Source organism: Thauera aromatica K172 (assembly GCF_003030465.1).
Lineage (GTDB): Bacteria > Pseudomonadota > Gammaproteobacteria > Burkholderiales > Rhodocyclaceae > Thauera > Thauera aromatica.
In genome coordinates, this window is the sequence record NZ_CP028339.1 from 2935382 (window position 1) to 2960016 (window position 24635).

The following is a 24635-nucleotide window of genomic DNA, read 5'->3' on the forward strand; positions in this document are numbered from 1 at the left end:
TTCACCCTGTCGGGAGCACCCAAATGTCTCATGAACACAAGGCCCAGGACCCGCTCGAATTCGTGCGCGGCATGTGGAGCAACATGGGCTTCTCGCTCCCCGGCATGGTCACCCCGACCCTCGACGTCGACGAACTCGACAAGCGCATCGCCGACATGAAAGCCGTCGAAGGCTGGCTGAAAATGAACCTGAACATGCTGCAGATGAGCATCCAGGGGCTCGAAATGCAGCGCGCCGCCCTCGCCGCAGTCAAGGCGATGAGCCAGCAGGCCCAGGCACAATCGGGCGACGGCGACACCGGCACAGCCGACGCCGCAGCCAACCCGTTCGCCAGCGCGGCGGCGATGTGGCCATGGAATCTGATGGGGGGCACTCCGGCCCCCTCTTCCTTCCCCTTTTCCCCGCCCGAAGCCGATCAGCCCCCTCCTGCCACGCCCCCCAAGGGCGGACGGCGCAAAGCCGCACCCGGCAACTAACCCGGCTGCGCCTTCCCGGCGGCACACGCCGGCCCGCCTCCAGCATCCGCAGTCGTTTCGGCCGCGCCGAGCGCAGTTCCGCCGGCCGTCGTCGGCGATGCACCGACGACGGCCGGCGCGTGCGGAATCAGTTCTGCAGCGGGGCTTCTGTTGTCTCGAACGCTGCGATCGGCGCGGCTGTTCGCACCACCCGGGTACACACCTCGAGTACGCTGCACGCATCGCTGGCATCGAGGTCATGCCCCAACACCAGACGGACGTCGGAAATCTGGCCCGCTGTCGGCACCGCGGCGATGCGGGGGCGGAAAGGCAGGAGCGCGGCGAACGACTCGGCCGCTTCACGGTATCCATCCCGGTACTGGATGAACGAGCCGCGCTCGGTGAACGGGCGCTGGTTGGTCAGGCGCGGCCAGGGGACTCCCTCCTTGCCCAACAAAGTCGCCAGCCGGCGTGCCAGCCCGGTGCTGCCGTGACCGTTGGAAATCTCGTAGCTCACCCCGGCAACGGCTGCCGGCTTGGCTACGGTCGGAGATGCTGCGGCCGGTGAAGCCGGAGTTGTCGAAACCACCGCAGACGAAGCTACCGCAGGCGAAGGACTCTGCAGCGCAGGCAGGGATGCGGGGGGCAACGGGGACAATGCCGCGAGTACCAGGGGCTGATCGACAGGCGGCGGAAGCGGGATGACCTCGGCAGCACGTACCCCGGCGCCGGGAGCGCTGACCACCGTCACCGGAGCCGGCGGGGAGGCCGCCCGGAAGTGTGCGGCCTGCGTCCGGTCAGGGCCATTGCGCAGCACATAGACATTGTCGGCCAGCCTTACCACGCTGGCACCTCCACCATCTCGGACCTCTCCGGCCTCCGCCGTTCTCACCGTTATCCGTCCCACGGCCAGACGCGACGATTCCCCGGCCGGCGTTACGGGCGTTGCCGACGCAGCGGAGACAGGAGCCGCCGGCGCGGAAACACGCTCGCCCCGTGCCCGCGCTTCAGCCATCGCAACCTTGTCGTGTTCCCCCAGGCGGCGATACGCCGCGGCCAGGTTGATCCACGCCCGCCGGTTGTCGCCGTCCAGTTCCACCGCGCGGCGCAGTGCGCTCGCGGCCGCGTCTTCGCGCCCGGCGAGCAACAGCGCATAGCCGAGGTTGTTATGCAAATGACTCGCTGCCGGCGCCAGGTCGACCGCCTTCTGCAATGCGGCCAGGCCTTCCTCGAAACGGCCGCGCAAGGTCTGCAGCGCGCCGAGTGCGCTCCAGGCCGTAACCTGCCCGGGCTCGGCCTCGACCGCCTTGCGATACGCGTCCACCGCCTCTTCACCCGCGCCACGCCCTTCGCGGTAGCGCCCCAGCGCGTAATAGCCCGCAGCGCTCGAAGCACCATGGCGCACGGCCTGCACCGGCTCGACTGCCCACGCTTTGTCCGGCATCTTCGGCCCCGTGCTGCAGGCCCCCAGCACCAGGGCGGCCAGCACCGGCTTCAGGTAAATCGCATGATTTTTCATGGCAGAACCTCCCTGCTCAGCCCGTGCCCGCCATCGTCGGCAGCAGCACGCGGTAGATCTGGATCATCGCCGGACCGAGCAGCACCAGCAGCAGCGACGGGAAGATGAAGAAGATCAACGGAAACAGCAGTTTCAACGCGATCTTCGCTGCCGCCTCTTCGGCGCGCTGGCGGCGCCGGGTGCGCAGCATGTCGGAATGCACGCGCAGCGAAGTGGCGATGCTGGTGCCGAAGCGCTCGGCCTGGATGATCATCGCGACGAAGCCTTCGACCTCTTCCACTCCCGTGCGCGCGGCCAGGTTGCGCAGGGCGCGGGCGCGGTCGAGGCCGGCACGTAGTTCCAGCGTCACCAGGTGCAGCTCTTCGGCCAGCGCTTCGCTCTTGTACTGCATCTCGTCGGCGACCCGCACCAGCGCCGCCTCGACGCCGAGGCCGGCCTCGACGCACACCGTCATCAGATCGAGTGCATCGGGAAAGGTCTCGAAGATTTCGCGCTGGCGCAGAAACACCAACCGGCTCAGCCCGATGTTCGGCAAGTAATAACCGACCCCCGCCATAGTCAACACCACCAGCAGCAATTGCTGGAACGACAGTTCCGGCGCCGCAGTCAGCAAGGTGAAATAGACCAGCAAAGGCAGGCCCAGGGCGAGCACGGTCTTCACCCCGAAGTAGGCGTAGGGCACCGAAGGGTGGCGCAAACCGGCGTGCATGAAGCGCAGACGCAAGGCCGACAGCTCGGTGCTGTCTTCCGGGGTAGACAACTTGGCGAAGGGCTTGGTCAGCTTGACCACGCGCTCCACCCAGGCATCCGCGCCGGGCGCAGGCCCCGGCTTGCCGCCGCCGATCGCATCCAGGCGCTCGGCCGTCGGCGAGCGCACGAACAGGCCGAGGACGAAGAAGGCCGCCGCCGTCACGGCGACGAACAGCAGCCCGAGAAACCCGATCTGCACGAAGTCCATGTCCGTCTCCTTCCCAGCGCTGGCGATCCCCGGCTAGACGCGGATGCGGATGATCTTGCGCATCCACAGCACCCCGATCACCATCATCACCAGCGCGCCGTAAATAAGGTTGAGGCCCGCAGGGTCTTCCCACAGCACCTTCATGAAACCCGGGTTGATCAGGTTGATCACGATCGCCACCACGAACGGCAGCGAGCCCAGGATCCACGCCGACAGGCGCCCTTCCGCCGACAGCGTGCGGATTTCGCCATACAGCTTCAGGCGGGCGCGGATGATCGACGAAATGTTGTCGAGGAGTTCGGCCAGGTTGCCGCCGGAGTCGCGCTGAATCAGCACCGCGATCACGAAATAGCTCAGATCGGTGCTGTCGGTGCGCGCCGCGAGGTTGAGCATTGCGGTCTGCTGCGGCACGCCGTAGTTCATCTCGTCGAACAGGATCCTGAATTCGCCGGCGATCGGGTCCTTCATCTCGTCGGCGACCATCTTGATCGCGGTCGGAAAAGCATGGCCCGCCCGCAGCGCACGCCCCATCAGGTCGAGCGCTTCGGGCAGTTGCAGCTCGAAGCGCTTCAGGTGCTGGGTGCGCGCCCGCATCACATACAGGGTCGGCAACATGCCGAGCACGCCGGCGCCGATGATGCCGAACACCAGCGGACGCTCGAGCAGCAGCGGCAGCACGAAGCCGATCAGCGCGAGCACCGCCGTCCACCCCAGCAGCTGCGCCAGCGTCAGATCCACCCGCGACTGCACGACCAGCCGATTCAGGCCGTGCAGGCGGGGAATGGCGTCCAGAATCCGGTCGCCGGCAGCCGAACCGGTCGCGCTCTGCGTTTTGAACAAAGGGGTCGCATGTGCACCGCTTCGCGCCGCGCCGCCAGTCGCGGCATCGGCCAGGCGCTGATGCAGACGCCTCACCTCGGCACTGCGGGTGGCGTTCCACCACAGAAAACCGCCCTCCAGGAACAGCACCACGGCGATGAACACGGCCAGTGCGAACAGCAGGGTCAGGATGTCCATGGCGGCTTCACTCGTAATGTCGACTCGGGTCGAACATGTCTTCGGCCAGGCGGATGCCGAAGGCGCGCAGGCGTTCGGCGAAGTGCGGGCGCACTCCGGTCGCCGAGAAGAAGCCCTCGACCACGCCGGCATCGTTGATCCCTTGCTGGCGGAAGGAGAAGACCTCCTGCATCGTGATCATGTCGCCTTCCATGCCGGTGATCTCCTGGATGCTCACTAGCTTGCGCTTGCCGTCGGTCAGGCGGTTCACCTGCACGATCACACCGATCGCGCTGGCGATCTGGGCGCGAGCGACTTTCTGCGGCAGATTCACCCCCGCCATGCCGAGCATGTTTTCCATGCGTCCGAGCGCGTCGCGCGGCGAGTTGGCGTGCACCGTCGTCATCGAGCCTTCATGGCCGGTATTCATCGCCTGCAGCACGTCGAAGGCCTCGCCCCCGCGCGTCTCGCCGAGGATGATGCGGTCCGGGCGCATGCGCAGCGCATTGCGCACCAGCGCGCGCTGGGTCACTTCACCCTTGCCCTCGATGTTCGGCGGCCGCGTTTCCAGCCGCACCACATGCGGCTGCTGCAGTTGCAGTTCGGCCGCATCTTCGATGGTGACGATGCGCTCGTTGGCCGGAATGTACGCCGACAGGATATTGAGCAAGGTCGTCTTGCCGCTGCCGGTACCGCCCGAGATCAGGATATTGACCTTCGCCCGCACCAGGTCGGCGAGCAATTCGCTCATCGCCGGCGTCAGCGATTTGTAGTCCAGCAGCCGGTCCATGGTCAGCGGGATCGCGGCAAAGCGGCGGATCGACACCGACGGCCCGTCCAGCGCCAGCGGCGGAATGATCGCGTTCACCCGCGAACCGTCCGGCAGGCGCGCATCGACCATCGGGCTCGATTCGTCGATCCGCCGCCCCACCCGCGACACGATCTTGTCGATGATCTTCATCAGGTGGTCGTCGTCGCTGAACGCGATATTGGTCAGCTCCAGCTTGCCGTGGCGTTCCACATAGACCTGCTGCGAACCGTTGATCAGGATGTCCGACACGGTAGGGTCAGCAAGCAGCGGCTCGATCGGCCCCAGGCCCAGCATCTCATGCTGGATGTCGCGCACCAGGTCGCGGCGCTCGGTAGTGTTGACGACGATGTTTTCTTCGGTGAGCAGGCGCTCCACCATCAGGCGCAGTTCTTCGCGCAGGCGGTCGGGCTCGAGCCCTTCCATCGCTTCGAGGTCGATGCGCGACAGCAGCAACTGGTGGATGCGCATCTTCAGGGCCTGATAGACCCGGCCCGTGCCGGGCTCGGGCGAGGCGGGCGCGCGTGCGGTCGTTTCCGGCGTGACCGATTCCAGGCGTTGACGCAGACTCATTTCAGCCTCCCCTGTTCTTCAACGAAACCGCGTCCTCAGTGAGTCGAGAACAATCGCGACAGCCAGCCCTTTCCTTTCAGCGCCGAAGACGTATCAAGCGCTGTGGCGATCTCGCGCAGCGCCTTCGAGACCGGGCTGTGTTTTTCCAACCGGGCGATCGCCTGCCCCTGGTTCACCGACGCGGCAACGGACTTGTAGCAATTCGGCACGGTCTTGAAAACTTTCGCCCGGACGGTGCGTTCCAGGTCCTCCAGCCCGATCTCGCTGCTCTTTTCGTAGCGATTAACGATCAGGCCCACCTTCGACTGCGGATAACCGAGAGAGGTGAAGACATCGACCAGGCGCCGGGCTTCGCGGATGAAGGGCATGGTCAGCTGCACCACGGGCAATATCTTGTCCGCCATGTCGAACAGCTGCAGGCTCACGGTGTCGAGCGTCCGTCCGACATCGACGACAACGAAGTCGTGACTCGCGCGCGCCACCTTCAGGATCGCCTCGACGTGCCTGGCCTTGATGTCCGTCGCGTGAGCGGGGTCGTCCGGCGCGGCCAGCAGGCCGAAGCCGGGAACGATCTCGATCATCGCCGAATCCAGCAGATCCGCATCGAGGCGGTGGATTTCCTGGCACAGCTGTGCCAGATCGCTCACCGGCTTCTCGTTGGTCAGGTACATCGAAGCGTCACCGAACTGCAGGTTGAGGTCGATCATCGCCACCCGTTTTCCGTGCTCGACCGCCAGCACCCAGGCCAGGTTGGTGGCCAGAAAAGTCGCGCCGCTGCCGCCCTTGCACGAGGTCATGGCGATGATCTGCCCCTCCACCGCCGGTGCCGCGCCGCGCTTGCGCGCGATCCGTTCGATCGCTCCGCTGAGCGCATCGGCCTGCACCGGGCTGGGCAGCACTTCGCGCACTCCGGCACGGAAGGCGCGCAGCAGGAAATCCGACGAAGTATCCGAAGAGATGACGATCGGTTCGATCTGAGGATGACGCAGAGCCAGTGATTCGAGCGCTCCGAGATTGTCCGGCGCGAAGGCGTCAAGCACCATCACGTCGGGCACGACACCGTTGATCGTGCCCAGAGGCTGGCTCGGGTCGCCATAGCCGACGGCGATGTCCATCGTCCTGTCCGGCTGTGCCAGCATCGACCGCAGCCGTTCTGCGCCTTCCTGGGAGTCGGAGAGGATTTTGATTTTCATCGCATTGATCTCATTGATGCGTTCAGTTGCATACCGGATTTCCCGCGCTATCCATTCCTTCGAACGGGAGCGTGGTCTGAAAAGGCGGCAGCGGAACGGCGAGCGACACAAAAGGGATCAGCGTCTGATGAGTATAGTTCGACAGACTCACACGCACCGACGACCCGAGGTATTCCACCGAGATCGTTGCCGTCATGAAGCCCGGCAGCCTTTCACGCATTCGCGTTTCGATGATCGGATCATCCTTGGTACAGACCACTGCCAGCCGCGCCCCCAGGCGAGTGGCCTCAGTTGCGGCATTCCAGGCCCACAGCATCCGGCCCATTTCCATGACACCGATCAGGATCATGAAGAACACGGCCGCCACAATGGCAAACTCCACGGCTGTCGCGCCACGCTGATCTTTAAATATTCGACAGGTGCAGATCTTCATAGCTGCGACCTCATCGTGATCGAGATATTTCCGAAGGTGATATCCGGCATCACGAACTCGACAACCGAATTGTATGGATAACCGCTGATTGCAACCGTTACCGTGTTGATCGTGCCCGTGCCGGTCGTCAGCGAACCCTCTGCCACCTGAACCAGGCCCGTGCTCAAGCCGGGCGCCAGCACGGCGCCGGTGCAGCCTTCATTGCCATGGACCGCAATACACTTCGCAGCACCATGCGCAGCAGCATCTCCTGGCGTCTGCCGCGTCAGGTAACGCGCGGCATCACGCACCGATTTTGTCAGCGCGTTGTACGTGTACATTGCGCGGCCGAACTCGGTAATGCCGAAGCCCAGGAGCAACAATGGAACCAGCACGATTGCGAGTTCGACCGCAGCAACGCCGCGCATGGATTTGCGCATTTTGCTCCCCTCTCATTGGACCAGTGTTGGCACTGCAGGCCCTTGTGCAGTCGAGCTCCCGGGAAGGCCATACGTCACGCAGGGGCTACCCGGCATGTTGGACAACCCGAGGTATTCCATATAGATGGTGTCGTGCGGCCCCGTAATCGGGTGCAGCATCAGCATGCAGGCCCAAGCCTGAATATCGACCACCTGGCTGCTTGCCCAATCCTCGCAGGGGACAATCGGCACAGTCACCAGTCGGCGATTGGCTCCCTTTGCCCCGTGGGTGGCTGTCGATGAGCTTTTATAACTATTTCCCAGTCCAAGGCCACTGAGATCGTCTCCCTGGTATGGTGTATTAGCCGCTCTTTTAGATTTGAAATCATCATAGGCATCCGATTTTGCATGCCAACTTTGTGTCGCTGCTGGATCTTCCGCATAGGTGTAAGCATAGCCAGTCCAATCCGGTGTGGCGCTATCCGCATTGCTTGCACCCTTGTACAGTCCAAAACGTGTATTCCAGCCTTTTTCAAGACTCTGGACCTTTCCGCTCTGCCCAACTTGTGAATCGGTCGACAATTCGCATTGCCCCTCTCCCTCGAACAGGTCGGAGAGTTCGGAAGCGCCACCTTCAGGCGGTGAAAAATCGATCCAGTTGAAACTGCCGGTCTGCCCTTCTCCGGCCTCATATACTCCATCCTCATACCACTGACCGATCACGTGACCATATCCATCTTCATCCGCTGCAGCGCCCTTGGTGCACAAGCCCACGGGGATGGCACAGTTGGTTTGCGCCGGCCGCAACGTGGCGGTCGCCAAAGCAGCAACCGTCTGCTCCCCAAAACCGAGAACCTGCATGAACCAGGGCTGGATCCCGTCCTCGGCGATCGTGCAACGCACGAACTTCGAATCGCCACCTGCGCTCCCGGCGTTCACCCACGGCCCATCCAGCGACGAAGAAAATTCCACCACGATATCGTCTGCAGATATCACATGACCCTGAAAGTCGACACTGTTCTCGGTGCCGACCAACTTTCCGGCATTCTCTCCATGGGGAAACGAATCCGACGGTATCGGCGACCCGGCCAGCTCGAATGCCGCCGCCAGTGCACAGGCATCGGCAGCGTTCTGCAGCTCCGTCTTATTCAGATACAAGCGCCCGCCGTCCAGCGCCAGCCCGGCGAATCCGACCAGCACGACCATCGCCAACCCGGTGATGATGGCCACCGCGCCGCGCTGTTTATTGGGCCCTGAGTCGCGAAACCGCATGATCGGATCCTCCTTTCAGCTCGACAACCGCTCACTGCTCGACACCGCCGAAGTTAATGGTTATGCCCGACTGAGTTATGCCAGACTGTTTGCCGGACTCAGTCTTGTCAAAGCTTTTGGCATACCCGTTCATCGCCCCCTGGGCGGCCTTGCCGTCGACGCCGCTCACCATATCGGTGCTCTGCGAGGCCATCGGGTCGATCACCTGCTGGGCGGCAGTCACCCTGGCCGCTTCGCCGAAGCGCGCGTCCCAGGCCGGCGAGGTGGACATGCAGCCGCTCAGGCCCAGCAGCAGCGCAGTGACAGCAAGATTTGCGAAAGTACGCATGATCGGCTCCTCAAGGGGTCGGTTCGAAACCACCGCCGGCATCCGGACTCGAGGCGGATGGCAGCCCCTTTTCCCCGGCGGGAGTAGGCGCGGGCCCGCTGCCTTCGGTACGTCCGTACAGCATGAGATCGCTGCGACTAGGCGGCACGTAATTGTCCGTGGGCAAGGCATAGTCGGGCGGCAGCGGTTTGACCAGGCGCGGGGTGACGACGAACACCAGCTCGGAACGGTCGGTCTGGAATTCGGTGCTGCGGAACAGCGCCCCCAGCACCGGGATCTCGCCCAGGAAGGGGAAGGCATTGATGTTGGTGGTGACGTTGTTCTTGATCAGACCGCCGATGGCAAAGCTCTGTCCATCGCCCAGTTGCACGGTGGTGGATGCACGCCGCTTGGTGAATGCCGGCAATATTGCTGCGCCGCTGATATTGGGCGCGCTCAGCCCTGCCCCTTCCCGGTTCAGCTCCGAGACTTCGGGATGGACCTCGAGATTGATCCTTCCACCCTCCAGCACGGTGGGAGTGAATCGCACCGAAACGCCGAATTCCCGCTCTTCCAGTTCGACACCGCCATCGTCGTCCGCCACCGGAATGAAGATGCTTCCCCCCGCGAGGAAGCTGCCCTCTTGGCCGCTGATCGCCATCACCGTCGGCTCGGCCAGAATCTTGACCAGGCCATCACGCTTCAGGGCATCAAGTCCGATCTGGGTGGTATTGTTCGCCGGAATCATTGGCACGGTTACCGTGTCGCCGCCGATGCTCGCATCCCCCACCGGGGTTGTCACCGCACCAGTCAGGCTGCCGTTGGTGATCGAATCGACGCTGCCGCTACCCACTTTCGCCCCCGTGGTGCCCGAGATATGCCCCCCCACCACCGGGCCGCCGCCGAACAGGCCGGACAGGAAGCGAATCATCCTGCCGTCACTGGAAGCGTAGGCGCGGGTGAAGTCGATGCCGAAGCGGTCCAGCACCGCCTTCGATATTTCGGCGACTTTCACTTCCAGCATCACCTGCTGCGGCGCGCCGACCTGCAGCAGATTCAGCACCCGCGAGCTGGCGCCGTTTTCCAACCCTCCGACATAGGCGGCGGCAATTTCAACCGCCCGCCCGACCTTCGCCGCATCACTCACCGTACCGCTCAGTACCAACGAATCGTAGGCAGAACCGACCTCGATCCCTTTTTCGTCCGGCATCAGCTTGGCGAGCATGCCCTGGACCGAAGTCACATCCATGCCGACGGTGATATCCAGCGCCGTACACCCACCCGCACGGTCCACCAACACGATATTGGTCGAGCCCACCGTTTTACCGAGCAGGTAGATTTCATTCGGACTCAGCAGCAGAACATCCACCTGGGCGACGCCGGGGCGGCCTTCATTCTGTCCGCTCTTCTGCTGCCCGCCACCGTCCGGACTGGCGCCGGTGCTGGGGCGGGCCGCCTGGGAATTTTCCGGGTTGCCCAGCAGGATGCGGCGCACCGGGATTTCGGGCTGGATCACCGAAGACTTGCCCACCGGAATGGTCACCATCGGCGCCAGCATGACCCGCCCGCAGGGCGTCCCTCCGGCCGGGCCGACCACATCCTTGGCCGTTGCCGCCAGCGTACCATCCGGCAGGGCTGCGCCCGACAGGAGCAGCGCAAGCGCAACCGCTGCAGACAGCCCGTGCCGCACCGGGCGGCGACTGCGAATCTTATTGTTCGTGCTCATGTTGTTCCCCTGTTCGGTGCGCTGCATGCCGGAGCTGGAAGTCAGAAGCTAGAAGCACTCGATCGTTTTCGATACGCCGCGAATGACCTCGACACAGATCTTGTCCTGGGGCGCCGGCACCCGCCTGACCACCCGCCGCGGCGGCGGCGCCGAAGGCGCGGCGGCGACCGGCTGGGGCTCGGGCGTGGAACGCAGCAACACCGCGCGGGTAATGCCCTTGGTTTCGGCCGGTTCGGAATCGATCTGGTTGCGCAGCACCAGCGACAGGTTGCCGACGCTGCGCGCGAGGTCCAGGCGCTCGGCTTCTTCCGGGGTCACTTCGAGGGTCACCGCATTGACCACCCGCGGCTTGGTCTCGTCGCGGCTGGCCTCCTGGGCCACCGCAAGCACCAGGATGCGCTCGAGAACGATCTTGGAAATCATCTGGTCGTCGCCGGAGCCGCGCGCATCCGTTTTCTGTGTATTGACCATGATGTCGACATAGTTGCCGGGGAGCGTGAAGCCGGCAACACCGATCACATCATTGACGCGGACGGTGATCGCGCGCTTGCCTTCGGGCACCACCGCAGACAGGCCGCCGCGCGTGCCAACCGGCGCGAGGCGGGATTCCAGCACCGGTTCGCCGGGCTGGATGCCGCTGATCGCGACACGGCCGTCGAGCGATTCGAGGTCGCTGAACGCCCCCTTGGGCACGCTGGAAGCCGGCCAGGAAACCAGGCGCAGCGCTTCGCGGTTGATCCGCCCGCCCAGCGGCAGTTCGACCGCGGCCACCGCGATCCGGGTGCCGTCACCGACCGATTTGGACTGCAGCCATCGCGTACCCAGAAAGACCGCGGCAAGCCCGGCCAGCATGGCGACGAGCAGGAATGCGAGACCCTTCGCTTTCATGGAAGCCTCCCTCTTCTTGCGGGTTGCCGGCAAGCGGCCAGCTTCCCTTTTATCGCCCGGATTCCGGACCCTTCATCTGCCGCCCGCTTGCCGGTACTGCAATTTCATCCTACGCCTTTTATGTTTTTAGCGGCTGGCAAAATAGTTATGCCATGCCCATTGCAGGCTGTCATGGGTGAGACGCGCCGGCTCGCCCCGGTAACGGGCGAAATCGGCGATCGGCCCGATCAGGTCGCGGGGGTAGCACGCCAGCAAGGGCTGACCGCTGCCCGCATGAAAATCTTCGAGCAGGGAACGGAAGGCGACTTCGTCGAACGGCACCTCACGTTCTTCGCAGACCCGCATGAAGATGCTGCGGTATTCGTCCTCGTCCATCGGCCCGATGTGGATCTTGTAGCCGAGCCGGCGCAGGAAGGCGGGGTCGGCCACATCGGACGGCATCAGGTTGGTGGAAAACACCAGCACCACGTCGAACGGCAGCGAAAACTTGATGCCGCTGTGCAAGGCCAGGTAGTCGTGGTGGCGGTCCATCGGCACGATCCAGCGGTTGAGCAGTTGTTCGGGCTGGACCAGCTGGCGGCCGAGGTCATCGACCACGAACAGCCCGTTGTTGGCCTTGACATGCGGCGGCGCCTGGTAAAACCCGGTGCTGGCGTCGTAGTCGAGGTCGAGCATCTTCAGGGTCAGCTCGCCGCCGGTGAGCGCCACCGGGCGGCGGCAGCGCACCCAGCGCTGGTCGGGCCGCATCAGGTTGTCGATCGCGGCGCCCGCGCTGCGCGGCGCATCTTCCACCACATGGTGGATCAGCGGGTCATACACCTGGATGATCTCGCCATCGACGAAGATCGCGTGTGGCACGGCGACATCGCCTTCCAGCAGCAAGGCCAGGCGCTCGGCAAGGTAGGTCTTACCCGCACCGGCCGGGCCGTAGAGGAACAGGGCGCGCCCGGAGCCCATCGCCGCGCCCAGCTGGTCGCGTACTTCGGGCTTGATGACCAGGCCGCGGAAGGCCTTATCCACCCCTTCGCGGGTCACTTTCATCTTCGTCACCGACTGGCGCTCGACCTGGGCGACGTAATCGTCCAGGGACACCGGCGCCGCGCCGGCGTACTTGCAGCGGCCGAGGTACTCGACGGCGCGCGCGCGCCCGGCATCGGTCAGCTCGTACAGCACGTCGCCATCGGTTTCACCGCGGCGCACGACTTCACACAGACGCTCGGCGCGCATGAAGCTCAGCAGGCTGTCGAGCACGATCGCCGGCAGCCGAAGCTGATGCGACATTTCGGTGAGATAGAGCTGGCCGCGCACGAACAGCAGCTTGGAGGCCAGTTCGACCAGGAAGAGCAGCGGCAAGCCGGTTTCTTCCACGGTCCGCGGCGCGCGTGGGAAAGCGGACGCCTGTTCGAGCGGGATTACCTGGGCACGGACTTGACTGCTCATGACGGCTCTCCGTAAGTCGCAAATCGCGTTCAGCTTTTCAGCTCAAGGCCCAGCCCCCGGATCGGACCAGAACCAGCTGCAGCACGGTGCCGGCGGCGATCGCCAATGCGTAAGGCATGCGCCCGGCGGTGTGCTGCAGCGGCTCCAGGCGAGGGCTGTCGCCCCCGGCGGTGCGCACCATGCTGGTGGTCAGCATGAAGCGCAGGTTGGTCAGCATCCGGCCCAGCGAGCGCTGCCACAAGGCCATCGCCAAGGCGAGCACGCCGCCGGCGGCGAAGGTCAGCACCACCGCACCCAAGGTCTGCAGCGGGCCGAGGAAGGCGCCGACCACCATCATCAGCTTGACGTCTCCCGCCCCCATCGCGCGCAGCAAATAGAACGGGAAGAGCGCCGCAAAGCCCACCGCCATGCCGGAGAATGCCGCCCCCAGGCCGATGCTCCCTGCCGTGGCGGACAACACACCGCTCCCGCCATCGGCCAGCGCCTGAAAAATCAAGGCTCCGGCGACGCCGGACAGAACCAGCCCGTTGCTGATCCTGCCGGCGACAAGGTCGGTGTACAGTGCGACGCCGAGCACCAGCACCAGCAGCAGCAATCCGAAACTCATGTCGCGGCTACTCCCGGAACGAGAAACAGCGGTGAAGGGAAGCTTCATGCCTTTACGAAAGACAAGGCATAAAGCTTCCCAGTACTCATCAAAGCGCAGCGGCAACTGCGTCAAAAACAGCCTTTAATGCAACCCCGACCGCCTCAACGCTGCCGATGATCACTACCGCAATCAGCGCCGCAATCAAGCCATACTCGATCGCCGTCACACCTTCTTCGTCGCGAACGAACCGCTTCATCATTTCAAGCATGATCCTCTCCTTCATCAACGAACCGCCGGACTCCCGGCCACCCACCGGAGCGGGAGTACCGTTCCGGAAACCTTCGCCGCGGCGACCGCCCCGGCCTTGAAACTTTTTTCAGGACACTGCCGCCGCCACCTTGGCCGCGACATCGTCATAAAGCGCGGTAACGGCATCGCCTAATGCGCCGACTGAAATCACGATCGCGCCGAAAATCAGGGCCGCCAGCAACGCGTATTCAATCGCAGTCACGCCTTCTTCGTTTTCCACGAAGGCTTGCAGCCTGGCCCGGGTGCCTGCGGTCTTCATTGCCAGCGCTCCTCTTTCATCCGGTTTCACTATAGTCCCGGCCACGCCGCGAAGGATGAGTGATTGCACCCCGAAGACTTGGTCAATTGAACCCAATCCAGCAATGACAATTGTCACGGCTCATGCCCGGAAAACACCGGAATCCGCCCCGCGGCCTTTGCCGTCCGCTCGAGCTGCGGCGCACCGGATGGCATCGATCAGCTCCTGGCCTTCTCCTCCCTTGGAGACGAAGAAGGCAGCGATATCCGGTGGCAGCGCACGCAGGCGGCGTTCCGCCCCGGTCAGGGTGCTGAACAGCACGATCACGGCATGGCAGCAGGCACGCAACCGGGGAATGAGGGCGAGGCCGTCCTCGCCGCCGAGTTCGACATCGAGGACGATGATGTCGGGCTGCAGATGGAGCGCCAGTTCGAGCGCGTCGCGACCGCAGCCGGCGGACCCGGCGAGGTGGAGAAAAGGCGCCTCGCTGCCGATCAGCGCACCGACACCGGCAAGGATGGCGGGCTGGTCATCGACGAGCAGGACTTCGATGGGGTCTCCAGCGGAACGGCCCACGGCGGTAGCATCCAGGCAGGCGGCACTGGCCGCGATGGTTCGATCCTAGCGCTCGTCACCAGCACTGCCCATGGGCGTTCGCAACCGGGGAGCAGGGGATAAACCGCCTACCCGGGCAGAGCGCCCGGACGGCGCCCGAACCCGCAAGGAAGCGACCGGCGCGTCCGTTACGCCCGCCCGGGCCAGGAACGGTTGCACGAGGCGAGGGAGGTGGCAGCAGATGGGGCGAACATAGGAGCGAGGCGGGTGCCGCCGCGTAGAGGGAATTCACTTTCTACAGTAGGTAGCATCGTGATCCGGCGCAATGGTGAGCAGGCGAATGAAGTCCCCGTCACGGTGCGCAATGGCCCGGCGAGCCTGGGTGATGCGCAGGGAGTAGATCGCGTCGATGCCCTTGGGTGGCTTGACGCTGGTAATCTTTTCCCACTTGAGCCCCTGGTCGCGGTAGAGCTGATTCCAGGTCAGCTGACGAATCTTGTTGAGCGTGTCCAGCACCGCGTGCCGCTCGGGCTTTTGCAGCGTCAGCAGCTTGTCCTGAAAGACAGGGTTGTTCAGGTCGAGCCTGACCTTGGCTTCACTGCCCGCCATGTTCGAGGCGCTTCAGAGTGCCTTCGACGTCGGTATCCGCTGCGGCATGGGTGACGGACCAAGCCATGGCGGCCTGCAGGTCCGCCGCAGCCCGGGATTCGTGCAGCCAGCGTTCGTTGTCAGGGATGACTGTCGCGGTACGCACGATCCAGACGCCGGGTTCGCGTTCTTCCACCAGCACCTGGCGGCCGGCGTATTGTTTGCCCAGAGAGATCTGGCCATTGGCGCCGACGACCTTGACCGTGGATGAGTGTGCAGTGGTTGCCATAATGAAGCTCCTGGATCGCTCTGCACGACATTATGATTTTAGTGCGGCACCAATTCAAGATCTTCGCCGGTCTTGAGGTGCTCGCCCGTATCCCATTTCCGCAGTTTGATGGTTCCCATTTTCACCTCTTACAACTGCCGTGCCAGTTCAAGCGCAGTCTTGATGTCCTTCGGCATTTCTGACGATCCTTTGTCCGCCTCATTGCGCCATGGATCGTCTGCTCGGATACGGCTGCCGGTACGGCCGCTCAGGGATTGGCGGCGCCGATCTGGTGTTCCTTGGCGTAAACGTAGAGTTCGAGCCGACCGTGGACGCCGAGCTTGTGGTAGATGGTGGTGAGGTGGTTGCGCAGGGTGTGCTCGCTGATGCCGAGGCTTTCGGCGATGACCAGGCTCTTGGCGCCGCGGTGGTGGAGCACGGCGGCGATGACTTCGTTTTCCTTCTGGGTCAGGCCGGCGATGCGGGCGTCGCGCTCGTCGTGCTCGGCGCGCTGGCCCTTGAGCAGGCCCATGATGTCGTCGATCATGCCGCGGTTAACCCAGATGTCGCCGGCGTGGACCTGCTCGATCGCGCGCAGTAGCTGTTCCACCGACTCTTCCTTGCGCACCACGCCGCGCGCACCGGCGGCAACGGCGCGGCACTGGGCGTCGTGGTCGCGGTAGCCGGTCAGGACCAGGATGCGGGCGCGCAGGCGGCGGCCGAGTTCGGGCAGCGCGAGGCTGGCATCGACGCCGCCGAGGTCGAGGTCGAGCACCAGCACGTCGGCGTCGAAGGCGGCCGGCGTGGCGAGCAGCTCGTCGATGCTGGTGGCGCTGCCGAGCAGGCGCATGCGGTCTGCAGCGCTGTCGATGAGGCGCTCCAGGCCCCACAGCGTGGCGCGATGGTCATCGACCAGGAAGACGCCGATCGTGTTCGTGGTACAGGTCGTCATGGTGCACTCGCTCGGGCCGCGGGCCCCTTCGGGATGGAGATGATGAGGTCGGTGAACCCCGCCTGCTGCAGTTCGACGCGGACGCTGCCGTGCAGGGCGTGCACCCGCTCCGCGATCGAGCGCGGCATGAAGGCGGGCGGAGCGGCGGCGGGGTCGTGGGCGTTGCGGATCTGCAGTTCGCAGGTTTGGGGGTGGTCACGAACGGTGATCTGCGCAGCGGTTGCGGCGGTGTGGCGGCGGATGTTGGTGAGCGCCTCGCCGACGATGGGGAAGATCGCCGCGGCGAGGCGGCGGCCGATCGACAGTCCGGCGTCGCAGCCTACCACGACATCGAGGCCGAACAACTCGGTGAAGCGCCGGGCCTGGCGCTGCAGCGCCGGCGCCAGGGCGTTGTCGGCGGCGCTCGTGCCGCTGCGCATGCCGCTGACCAGCTCGCGCAGGTTGTGCAGCTCGCCGACGGTGACCTCCTGCAGCGACAGGATGTCGGCGCGCAGCGGGTTGTCGGGCGCGGCCTTGCGGGCGAGCGCTTCGATGCCGTACTTGAGGCCCAGGTAAGGCTGGATCGCGGTGTCGTGCAGGTCGCGGCCGATGCGGGCGCGTTCGGTGGCCATCGCCTCGTCGGCGAGGCATTCGAGCAGGCCGGCGTTTTCGACCAGGGGGGCGAGCGGCTCCATCACCGCCGACAGCAGTTCGAGGTCGCGGCTGCGGTAGCGCCGGCGCCGCGAGTCGAGCACCAGCCAGTTCGGATGCGGCGAGCGCCGGCAGATCGGCAGCGCGAGCAGCGAGCGGGCTTCGAGCAGTTCGGCCAGCTGCTGCATCGGGACGCGCGCGGCGCCGCTCGCCCGACGGCGCGCGAGTTCCAGCCCGAGGGGGCCGGCGAAACACCACCGTCGCGGCCCCGCCGTGCGCTGGTGGACGGCAGCGACCGTGGCCGGCAAACGGCCGAGCGCATCGATCAGGGTGGCGCGCAGTTCGCCGTGCAGCTCGGCGCAGGCGCCGTCGGCGCCGACCCGGAACAGGCGCGCTTCGCTGCCCGGCAGCCAGATCAGCAGCCAGCCGCGGTCGGCGGCGAAACGCGGCGCAAGGGTGCGCAGCAGGGTGTCGGCCATTCGCGCCACGCCCAGGCGCGGGTCGAGCAGCGCGAGCAGGCGTTCGGCGATCGTCATCTGCTCGTTGATGCGCATGCCGACGCAGGCGAGCGCGGCGAGCACCGGGCCGAACACGAGGATCAGCAAGGGCGGCAGCATCGCTTCGGGGAGGATGGCGGCGCCGTCCTGCACCCGGACCATGATCTGGGCTGCGGTGAGCGCAGCGGCGATCAGCGACACCAGCAGCCCGGACAGGAAGCCGAAGCTCACCGCAGCGAACAGCACCGGGAAGAAGAGCAGCATCAGCAGGCTGCTGTGCATTGCCGCCAGCCAGGCGAACGTCAGGATCCAGGCGACATCGACCCAGGCGATGAGCCGGGGCCACAACAGGCGGTGGCCGCGGAACTCGATCCAGCACAGCCCGCCGGCGTAGGCGGCGTAACCGAACGCGGCGTAGGCCATCGCCCCACCGCGGCTGGCAACGGATAAGGGCGAAGAGAGGGACAAGACTTCGGCGATGGCGAAGATAGCGACCAGCACGCGCATGTTGGCGAGCACGCGGCGGATCTCCGGGCTGGTGTAGCTGGCGACGCCGGCATCGACGGCCGGCTCGGCGACGGGCGCCGTGTCGGCGCGCGCGCCGGGGGTTACGCCGGGGGTCGCAACACGCTGTTCCATCGCTTCGCGCGCCTCCTGTGGCTGACGGACCTGTTCGCGCCGTCCAGGCTGCAACCGCTCCCAGACCTTGTCCATTGTAGGGGCATGCCCCCGGCGGAGAGAAGCCGCCGACCGCGCCGGGCCGCTTCTCGCGTCATGAATACAACACCCGCCGCGGCCACATTCTTCCCTGCCGCGGGTAACATGGCCCCCGGACCGCGGCGCTGGCGGCCCGCCTCCGCGAACGATCGACGGTGAACACATGACCCTGGAACAGCAGTCGTTGAAGACGTTTACCAAGCCCGTCCACGTCACCACCTGGATGGGCCTTTTCCTCGCCCTGGTCGCCCTGGTGGCCGCCGTGCTGGTGCCCCAGCTCAAGCACGCCTTCGCCGCCAACATCGCCTTCAACGGCCTGATCCTGTTCGTGCTCGCGGTCGGGATCGCGGTGAACCTGCGCCAGGTCTGGCGGCTGCAGCGCGAAGTGCTGTGGATCGAAGACTTCCAGTACAGCGAGGACGGGCAGGCCGGCCTGTCCCGGCCGGTGCTGCTGGCGCCGATGGCGCGCCTGCTGTCGAGCCGCGAGCGCGGCAAGTTCCACCTGTCGCCGGCGTCGATGCGCTCGATCCTCGACAGCGTGCAGATCCGCCTCGAAGAACAGCGCGACCTGTCGCGCTACCTGATCGGGCTGCTGATCTTCCTCGGCCTGCTCGGCACCTTCTGGGGCCTGCTGGCGACGATCCGCTCGATCGGCGACATCATCGGCGGGATGAGCGTGGGCAGCGACCCGGTGGCGATGTTCGAGGCCCTCAAGACCAAGCTCAACGAACCGCTGGGCGGCATGGCGACGAGCTTTTCCACCTCGCTGTTCGGCCTCGCCGGTTCACTGATCGTGGGCTTTCTCGACCTCCAGTCCGGCCACGCCCAGAACCGCTTCTACAACGAGCTGGAAGAGTGGCTGTCGCACATCACCCGCCTGCCTTCGGGGATGGGCATCGAGGGCGAAGGCAGCGTGCCGGCCTACGTCCAGGCGCTGCTCGAGCAGACCGCCGAGAGCCTCGACCGCATGCAGCGCACGGCCGCGGAGTCCGAGCGCGAGCGCCGCGCCACCGCTGACCAGCTCGGCGAGCTGAATGGCCAGCTCACCCGCCTCGCCGACCTCATCGCACGCGAGTCGCGCGACCTGTCGGCGCTGTCCAGCGCGCAGGACGACCTCCACGGCCTGATCCGCCAGCTCGCCCACGCGCCCGCCCAGGGCGCCCAGTCCACCGCGCAGTTCTCGGAAGAGCTGCGCAACGAGCTGCGCCTGATGTCGCGCACCATCGCCGCCGCCCTCGGCGGCCACAAGGCGGACTGAAGCGATGGCCTCGCTGTCGCGCCGCCGCCGGCCGCTGGATTTCTGGCCCGGCTTCGTCGACGCCCTCGCCTCGTTGCTGATGGTGATGGTGTTCGTGATCCTGATCTTCGTCATCGGCCAGTTCGTCCTCGCCGACGCGGTCAGCGGGCGCGACCGCGCCCTCACCCGCCTCAACGCCGAACTGGCGGCGCTGGCGCAGACCCTGAGCCTGGAACAATCCGCACGCGAGCGCGCCGACGCCCGCATCGGCGAACTCAGCGCCTCGCTCGCCAGCGCCACCCGCGAGCGCGACGCCCTGGCGCTCGACCTGCAGGGCACGCGGGCGGCCCTCGACGCACAGCGCACCGAGGCCGCCCGCCTCGGCGCCGACATCGCCGCGCTGCAGCGGCTGAAGGCCGAGCTCGAAGCCGAGGCCGCGCGCCTGGCGAGCGCGCTCGACACTTCCGAGCGCGGGCTGAAGGAACAGACCGAACTGTCGGCGCAGGCGATCGCCCAGGTCGAGCTCCTCAACCGCCAGCTCGCCGCGGTGCGCACCCAGCTCGAGCAGTTGAACAACGCCCTGGCCGCAGCCGAGGCCGCAGCCCGCGACAAGGACCTGCGCATCGAGGAACTGGGGCGCGAGCTGAACCTGGCGCTCGCCGCCCGGGTGCAGGAGCTGGCGCGCTACCGCTCGGAGTTCTTCGGCCGCCTGCAGGCGGTGCTGGGCAAGCGCAAGGACATCCAGATCGTCGGCGACCGCTTCGTGTTTTCCAGCGAGGTGCTGTTTCCCACCGCCTCCGACGAGGTCAGCGCCGAAGGCCTGGTCCAGCTCACCCGCCTGGCGGAAACATTGAAGACACTCGCCGCCGAGATTCCCGCGGATCTGCCGTGGGTGCTGCAGGTCGATGGCCACACCGACCGCCGTCCGATCGCCACCGCGCGCTTTCCGTCGAACTGGGAATTGTCCACCGCGCGCGCGCTGGCAATCGTCAAGTTCCTGCGCACCCAGGGGATCGCGCCGCAGCGCCTGGCCGCCACCGGCTACGGCGAGTTCCACCCGCTGGATGCGCGCACCAGTGAAGAAGCGCTCGCCCGCAACCGCCGCATCGAGCTGAAGCTGACCAGCCGCTGAGCTTCAGAAGCAGGCCCGAAGGACCACGGCAACCACCTGCCCGCCCCCGGCGCCCCCTCAGGCGCCGCCGCCCGAGCGTGCCGCCCGTTCCAGATCCTTCACCACCAGCGACAGCGCTTCGGTGGAGATCAGCACTTCGATCAGCGACAGCACCAGCGACAGCGTCAGGCTCAGGATGCTGGCGCCGAACAGCCATTTCCCGGGCAGTTCGGCATCGAGGAACAGGGCGAACATCGACAGCGCGCACAGCAGGAAGCTGAACACGCCGAAGCCCTGCATGTACTGGGTCAGGGCGATGCGCCGCTTGAGCCCGGGGAGCTGGCGCTGCACCAGGGCCGCGGCGCGATCGGTGGAGGCGTTGAGCTGGCGGATGACCTGGGCGAGGGTGAGAAAGCGGTTGGTGTAGGCGAGCAGCAGCAGCGAGATCGCCGGAAAGAGCAGTGCCGGAGTGGTGAGGTTCATGGTCGCGCCCGTCTTTGCCGCAGAGTCGTCGGAACGGCATTCTAACCGCCCCGGGCGGCCCCCTACCCTTGGCCGCCCGGCTACATGTTGCGCCGGTACTGGCCGCCGACCTCGTACAGCGCCGCGGTGATCTGGCCGAGCGAGCAGTGGCGCACGGCCCCCATCAGCACCTCGAACACATTGCGCTCTTCGAGCACGGCCTGTTGCAGGCGGGCGAGCCACAGCGGCGCGGCCGCCTGGTGGCGGGCGTGGAAGTCGGCGAGGCGGGCGAGCTGGGACTGCTTTTCGGCCTCGGTCGAGCGCGCCAGCGCGGGCGCCGGAGCGAGCGCCGCCCCCTGCGGATCGAGGAAGGTGTTTACGCCGACGATCGGCAGCGAACCGTCATGCTTGCCGCACTCGTAGCGCAGCGACTCTTCCTGGATCCTGCCGCGCTGGTAGCCGCTCTCCATCGCCCCGAGCACACCACCGCGGGCAGCCAGGGCGTCGAACTCGCGCAGCACCGCCTCTTCCACCAGATCGGTGAGCCGGTCGATGATAAAGCTGCCCTGGTTGGGGTTCTCGTTCTGCGCCAGCCCCCATTCGCGGTGGATGATGAGCTGGATCGCGAGCGCGCGCCGCACCGAGGCTTCGGTCGGGGTGGTGACCGCCTCGTCGAAGGCGTTGGTGTGCAGCGAGTTGCAGTTGTCGTAGATCGCGATCAGCGCCTGGAGCGTGGTGCGGATGTCGTTGAAGTCCATTTCCTGCGCATGGAGCGAGCGCCCGGAAGTCTGCACGTGGTACTTCAGCTTCTGGCTGCGCTCGTTCGCGCCGTATCTGTCCCGCATCGCCACCGCCCAGATGCGGCGGGCGACGCGACCGATCACGGCGTATTCCGGGTCCATGCCGTTGGAAAAGAAGAACGACAGGTTGGGGGCGAAGTCGTCGATGTGCATGCCGCGCGCCAGATACGACTCGACGTAGGTGAAGCCGTTGGCCAGCGTGAACGCGAGCTGGGTAATCGGGTTCGCCCCCGCTTCGGCGATGTGGTAGCCGGAAATCGACACCGAGTAGAAGTTCCTGACCCGATGGCGAATGAAATACTCCTGGATGTCGCCCATCATCTTCAGCGCGAACTCGGTCGAGAAGATGCAGGTGTTCTGGCCCTGGTCTTCCTTCAGGATGTCGGCCTGGACCGTGCCGCGCACGCTCGACAGGGTCCGCGCCTCGATCTCGCGGTACTCGTCCGCGCTCGGCGGGCGGTGCCGGTCGGCCTCGAAGCGGGCCACTTGCTGGTCGATCGCGGTGTTGAAGAAGAACGCGAGGATCGCCGGCGCGGGGCCGTTGATCGTCATCGACACCGAAGTCGTCGGCGCGCACAGGTCGAAGCCGTCGTACAGCGCCTTCATGTCGTCGAGGGTGGCGATGCTGACGCCGGCGTTGCCGATCTTGCCGTAGATGTCGGGGCGCAGCGCGGGATCGCAGCCGTACAGGGTCACCGAGTCGAACGCGGTGGATAGCCGATGCGCCGCCATCCCCGCGCACAGCTGCCGGAAGCGGCGGTTGGTGCGAAAGGCGTCGCCTTCGCCGGCGAACATGCGGGTCGGGTCTTCGCCTTCGCGCTTGAGGGGAAACACGCCGGCGGTAAACGGGAAGGCGCCGGGCAGGTTTTCCTGCAGCAGGAAGCGCAGCAGTTCGCCTTCGTCGTCGAAATTCGGCAGCGCAACCCGGGGAATCGCGGTGCCCGACAAGGTTTCGTGGAACAGGCGGGGAGGGTCGCCCCCCCCCGCCGCAGCGGAGCACGCCGAAGCGGGAGCGGAGGCGGCGGAACTCTCCGCCCCACCAAGGCGGGCGCGGGTGGCCGGCCACTGTTCGAGCAGCGCCTTCGCCGCGGGGGCGAGTTCGGCGTCCTTGGCGGCGATCAGCGCATCGAACGCCGCCAGCGGCACCGAGGGCTCGCCCCGCTCGAACAGCGCCCGGGCGAGCTTCAGCGCCTGGCGCTCGCGGGCGACGCGGACCTGCTGTCCGGCTGCGGCGCGATACGCACGCACGGTGTCGGCGATCTCGGCGAGGTGGCGCGCGCGCTCGGGCGGCACCGCCGTGCGCCCGGCGGAAGAGGCTTTCACCGCGACCGCCGGCAGGCGTGCCGCCGCAGCGTCCGCAACCGCATCGAAGCCTTTGTCCGCCAGTGCCGGCAGCAAGGCCTGGTACAGCGCGGTGACGCCGTCATCATTGAAGCGCGCCGCCACGGTGCCGAACACCGGCATCGCCGCAGCCGGCAGGTCGAACAGCGCGCGGTTGCGCTGGACCTGCTTGCACACGTCGCGCAGCGCATCCGCCCCACCCTGGCGGTCGAACTTGTTGATCGCGACGAAATCGGCGAAATCGAGCATGTCGATCTTCTCCAGCTGGCTCGCCGCGCCGAACTCGGGCGTCATCACGTAGAGAGACAGATCGACGAAGGGGACGATCGCGGCATTGCCCTGGCCGATGCCGGAGGTCTCGACGATGACCAGCTCGAAACCGGCGAGCTTGCACGCCGCGATCACCTCGGGCAGCGCGGCCGAGAGTTCCGAGGCGGTGGCGCGGGTGGCGAGCGAGCGCATGAAGATGCGCTCGTGGGCGATCGCGTTCATGCGGATGCGGTCGCCCAGCAGCGCCCCGCCGGTGCGCTTGCGCGACGGGTCGATGGAGACGATGGCAATCTTCAGCCGGTCGTCGAAGTCGAGGCGGAAGCGGCGCACCAACTCGTCGGTGAGGGAGGATTTTCCCGCGCCGCCGGTGCCGGTGACGCCGAGCACGGGAGTACGGACGGCCGCGGCGGCAGCGCGCAGCGCCTGCTTCGCCTCGGCACCGCAAACGCCGTTTTCGAGCACGGTGATGATGCGCGCGAGGTAGCGCAGGCGCGCCGCGCGCTCACCCGCGCCCAAGGCCTCCAACATCGCTTCGGCAGTCTGCGGCGCATCGGCGGCAAGGTCGAAGTCGGCACGCTCGACCACGCGGTCGATCATGCCCTGCAGCCCCATCCGCACGCCGTCCTCCGGCGAAAACACCCGCGCCACGCCGTAGGCGTGCAGTTCGCGGATTTCGTCCGGCACGATCACCCCGCCGCCGCCGCCGAACACCTGGATATGGCCACCGCCGCGGGTCCTGAGCAGATCGATCAGGTACTTGAAGAACTCGACGTGCCCGCCCTGGTAGCTGCTCACCGCGATGCCGTGCACGTCCTCCTGCAGCGCCGCGCTCACGACCTCCTCGACCGAGCGGTTGTGGCCGAGGTGGATGACCTCCACCCCGCTCGCCTGCAGCAGCCGGCGCACGATGTTGATCGCGGCATCATGGCCGTCGAACAGCGCGGTCGCGGTGATGAAGCGGACCTTGTTCCTGGGCGTGTACGCCGCAGGCCTGCTTGTGGCGCTCGGATCGGTCATCGGGGTGCCTCCGGGCAGAAAGCCGTGCCTCCCCGTAATCCTAGAGATTCCGCCCCGCCTTCGCCACCGCTGTCGCGGCGGACGCGCA

25 protein-coding genes are annotated in these 24635 nt (G+C 66.1%); 3 read left to right on the forward strand and 22 right to left on the reverse strand.

Going from position 1 to position 24635, the window contains the following annotated elements; translation table 11 throughout:
* The first annotated feature begins 23 nt into the window (after positions 1–23).
* Positions 24–476: a PhaM family polyhydroxyalkanoate granule multifunctional regulatory protein gene (locus Tharo_RS13915; protein WP_107221706.1), complete on the forward strand. Its 453-nt coding sequence runs from the start codon at positions 24–26 to the stop codon at positions 474–476.
* A gap of 127 nt (positions 477–603) precedes the next feature.
* Here Tharo_RS13915 and Tharo_RS13920 read toward each other — a convergent pair whose 3' ends face one another.
* The 20 genes from Tharo_RS13920 to Tharo_RS14015 all read right to left on the reverse strand — a co-directional run bounded on the left by Tharo_RS13920 (position 604) and on the right by Tharo_RS14015 (position 18231).
* A complete protein-coding gene (locus tag Tharo_RS13920) occupies positions 604–1974 on the reverse strand; it encodes a LytR C-terminal domain-containing protein (RefSeq protein WP_107221707.1) in 1371 nt (456 codons plus the stop codon).
* Positions 1975–1990: 16 nt separating this feature from the next.
* Positions 1991–2932: a type II secretion system F family protein gene (locus Tharo_RS13925; RefSeq protein WP_107221708.1), complete on the reverse strand. Its 942-nt coding sequence runs from the start codon at positions 2930–2932 to the stop codon at positions 1991–1993.
* A 33-nt stretch (positions 2933–2965) separates the two neighbouring features.
* Positions 2966–3949 (reverse strand): type II secretion system F family protein, encoded by a 984-nt coding sequence (locus tag Tharo_RS13930; protein ID WP_107221709.1) that lies wholly within the window; start codon positions 3947–3949, stop codon positions 2966–2968.
* A gap of 7 nt (positions 3950–3956) precedes the next feature.
* Positions 3957–5309: a TadA family conjugal transfer-associated ATPase gene (locus Tharo_RS13935; protein ID WP_107221710.1), complete on the reverse strand. Its 1353-nt coding sequence runs from the start codon at positions 5307–5309 to the stop codon at positions 3957–3959.
* A gap of 35 nt (positions 5310–5344) precedes the next feature.
* The gene (locus Tharo_RS13940; protein WP_107221711.1) at positions 5345–6502 is read right to left on the reverse strand and encodes a CpaE/TadZ family protein; all 1158 of its coding nucleotides are present in this window, start codon (positions 6500–6502) and stop codon (positions 5345–5347) included.
* A gap of 22 nt (positions 6503–6524) precedes the next feature.
* Complete coding sequence (locus Tharo_RS13945; RefSeq protein WP_107221712.1) at positions 6525–6935, reverse strand: TadE/TadG family type IV pilus assembly protein; 411 nt, start codon at positions 6933–6935, stop codon at positions 6525–6527.
* A complete protein-coding gene (locus Tharo_RS13950) occupies positions 6932–7354 on the reverse strand; it encodes a TadE/TadG family type IV pilus assembly protein (RefSeq protein WP_107221713.1) in 423 nt (140 codons plus the stop codon). The genes Tharo_RS13945 and Tharo_RS13950 overlap by 4 nt, the downstream gene beginning before the upstream one ends.
* A gap of 12 nt (positions 7355–7366) precedes the next feature.
* Entirely contained in the window at positions 7367–8605 is a 1239-nt protein-coding gene (locus Tharo_RS13955; protein ID WP_107221714.1) for a pilus assembly protein TadG-related protein, read from the reverse strand.
* Positions 8606–8636: 31 nt separating this feature from the next.
* The gene (locus tag Tharo_RS13960) at positions 8637–8933 is read right to left on the reverse strand and encodes a pilus assembly protein (RefSeq protein WP_107221715.1); all 297 of its coding nucleotides are present in this window, start codon (positions 8931–8933) and stop codon (positions 8637–8639) included.
* Positions 8934–8943: 10 nt separating this feature from the next.
* The gene (locus tag Tharo_RS13965; protein ID WP_245880908.1) at positions 8944–10665 is read right to left on the reverse strand and encodes a type II and III secretion system protein family protein; all 1722 of its coding nucleotides are present in this window, start codon (positions 10663–10665) and stop codon (positions 8944–8946) included.
* 21 nt (positions 10666–10686) lie between these two features.
* Positions 10687–11526 carry a Flp pilus assembly protein CpaB gene (gene cpaB / locus Tharo_RS13970; RefSeq protein ID WP_107221716.1) on the reverse strand — a complete coding sequence of 280 codons (840 nt, stop codon included), beginning with the start codon at positions 11524–11526 and terminating at the stop codon, positions 10687–10689.
* Between the two features lie 126 nt (positions 11527–11652).
* Entirely contained in the window at positions 11653–12966 is a 1314-nt protein-coding gene (locus tag Tharo_RS13975) for an ATPase (RefSeq protein WP_107221717.1), read from the reverse strand.
* 37 nt (positions 12967–13003) lie between these two features.
* On the reverse strand, positions 13004–13573 hold the full coding sequence (locus Tharo_RS13980) for an A24 family peptidase (protein WP_107221718.1): 570 nt from the start codon (positions 13571–13573) through the stop codon (positions 13004–13006).
* A gap of 88 nt (positions 13574–13661) precedes the next feature.
* Complete coding sequence (locus Tharo_RS13985; protein ID WP_211309616.1) at positions 13662–13823, reverse strand: Flp family type IVb pilin; 162 nt, start codon at positions 13821–13823, stop codon at positions 13662–13664.
* Between the two features lie 108 nt (positions 13824–13931).
* Positions 13932–14123 (reverse strand): Flp family type IVb pilin, encoded by a 192-nt coding sequence (locus Tharo_RS13990; protein ID WP_107221720.1) that lies wholly within the window; start codon positions 14121–14123, stop codon positions 13932–13934.
* A gap of 120 nt (positions 14124–14243) precedes the next feature.
* On the reverse strand, positions 14244–14678 hold the full coding sequence (locus Tharo_RS13995; protein WP_107221721.1) for a response regulator: 435 nt from the start codon (positions 14676–14678) through the stop codon (positions 14244–14246).
* Between the two features lie 267 nt (positions 14679–14945).
* Positions 14946–15266 carry a hypothetical protein gene (locus Tharo_RS14000; protein ID WP_107221722.1) on the reverse strand — a complete coding sequence of 107 codons (321 nt, stop codon included), beginning with the start codon at positions 15264–15266 and terminating at the stop codon, positions 14946–14948.
* Positions 15253–15534 (reverse strand): hypothetical protein, encoded by a 282-nt coding sequence (locus tag Tharo_RS14005; protein WP_107221723.1) that lies wholly within the window; start codon positions 15532–15534, stop codon positions 15253–15255. Before Tharo_RS14005 ends, Tharo_RS14000 begins: the two co-directional genes overlap by 14 nt.
* 247 nt (positions 15535–15781) lie before the next feature.
* Positions 15782–16465, reverse strand: a complete 684-nt coding sequence (locus tag Tharo_RS14010; protein WP_107221724.1) for a response regulator transcription factor — start codon at positions 16463–16465, stop codon at positions 15782–15784.
* Positions 16462–18231 (reverse strand): sensor histidine kinase, encoded by a 1770-nt coding sequence (locus Tharo_RS14015; protein WP_107221725.1) that lies wholly within the window; start codon positions 18229–18231, stop codon positions 16462–16464. The genes Tharo_RS14010 and Tharo_RS14015 overlap by 4 nt, the downstream gene beginning before the upstream one ends.
* A 241-nt stretch (positions 18232–18472) precedes the next feature.
* Between Tharo_RS14015 and Tharo_RS14020 the strand changes: the two genes are divergently transcribed.
* Both Tharo_RS14020 and Tharo_RS14025 read left to right on the forward strand, forming a co-directional pair.
* Positions 18473–19567 carry a flagellar motor protein MotA gene (locus Tharo_RS14020; protein WP_107221726.1) on the forward strand — a complete coding sequence of 365 codons (1095 nt, stop codon included), beginning with the start codon at positions 18473–18475 and terminating at the stop codon, positions 19565–19567.
* A gap of 4 nt (positions 19568–19571) precedes the next feature.
* A complete protein-coding gene (locus Tharo_RS14025; RefSeq protein WP_107221727.1) occupies positions 19572–20678 on the forward strand; it encodes a peptidoglycan -binding protein in 1107 nt (368 codons plus the stop codon).
* Positions 20679–20735: 57 nt separating this feature from the next.
* On the opposite strand, the gene Tharo_RS14030 is transcribed toward Tharo_RS14025, so the two are convergent.
* Positions 20736–21140 carry a DUF2721 domain-containing protein gene (locus Tharo_RS14030; protein ID WP_107221728.1) on the reverse strand — a complete coding sequence of 135 codons (405 nt, stop codon included), beginning with the start codon at positions 21138–21140 and terminating at the stop codon, positions 20736–20738.
* An 80-nt stretch (positions 21141–21220) separates the two neighbouring features.
* Positions 21221–24547 carry a fused isobutyryl-CoA mutase/GTPase IcmF gene (gene icmF, locus Tharo_RS14035; protein WP_107221729.1) on the reverse strand — a complete coding sequence of 1109 codons (3327 nt, stop codon included), beginning with the start codon at positions 24545–24547 and terminating at the stop codon, positions 21221–21223.
* Between the last annotated feature and the right edge of the window lie 88 nt (positions 24548–24635).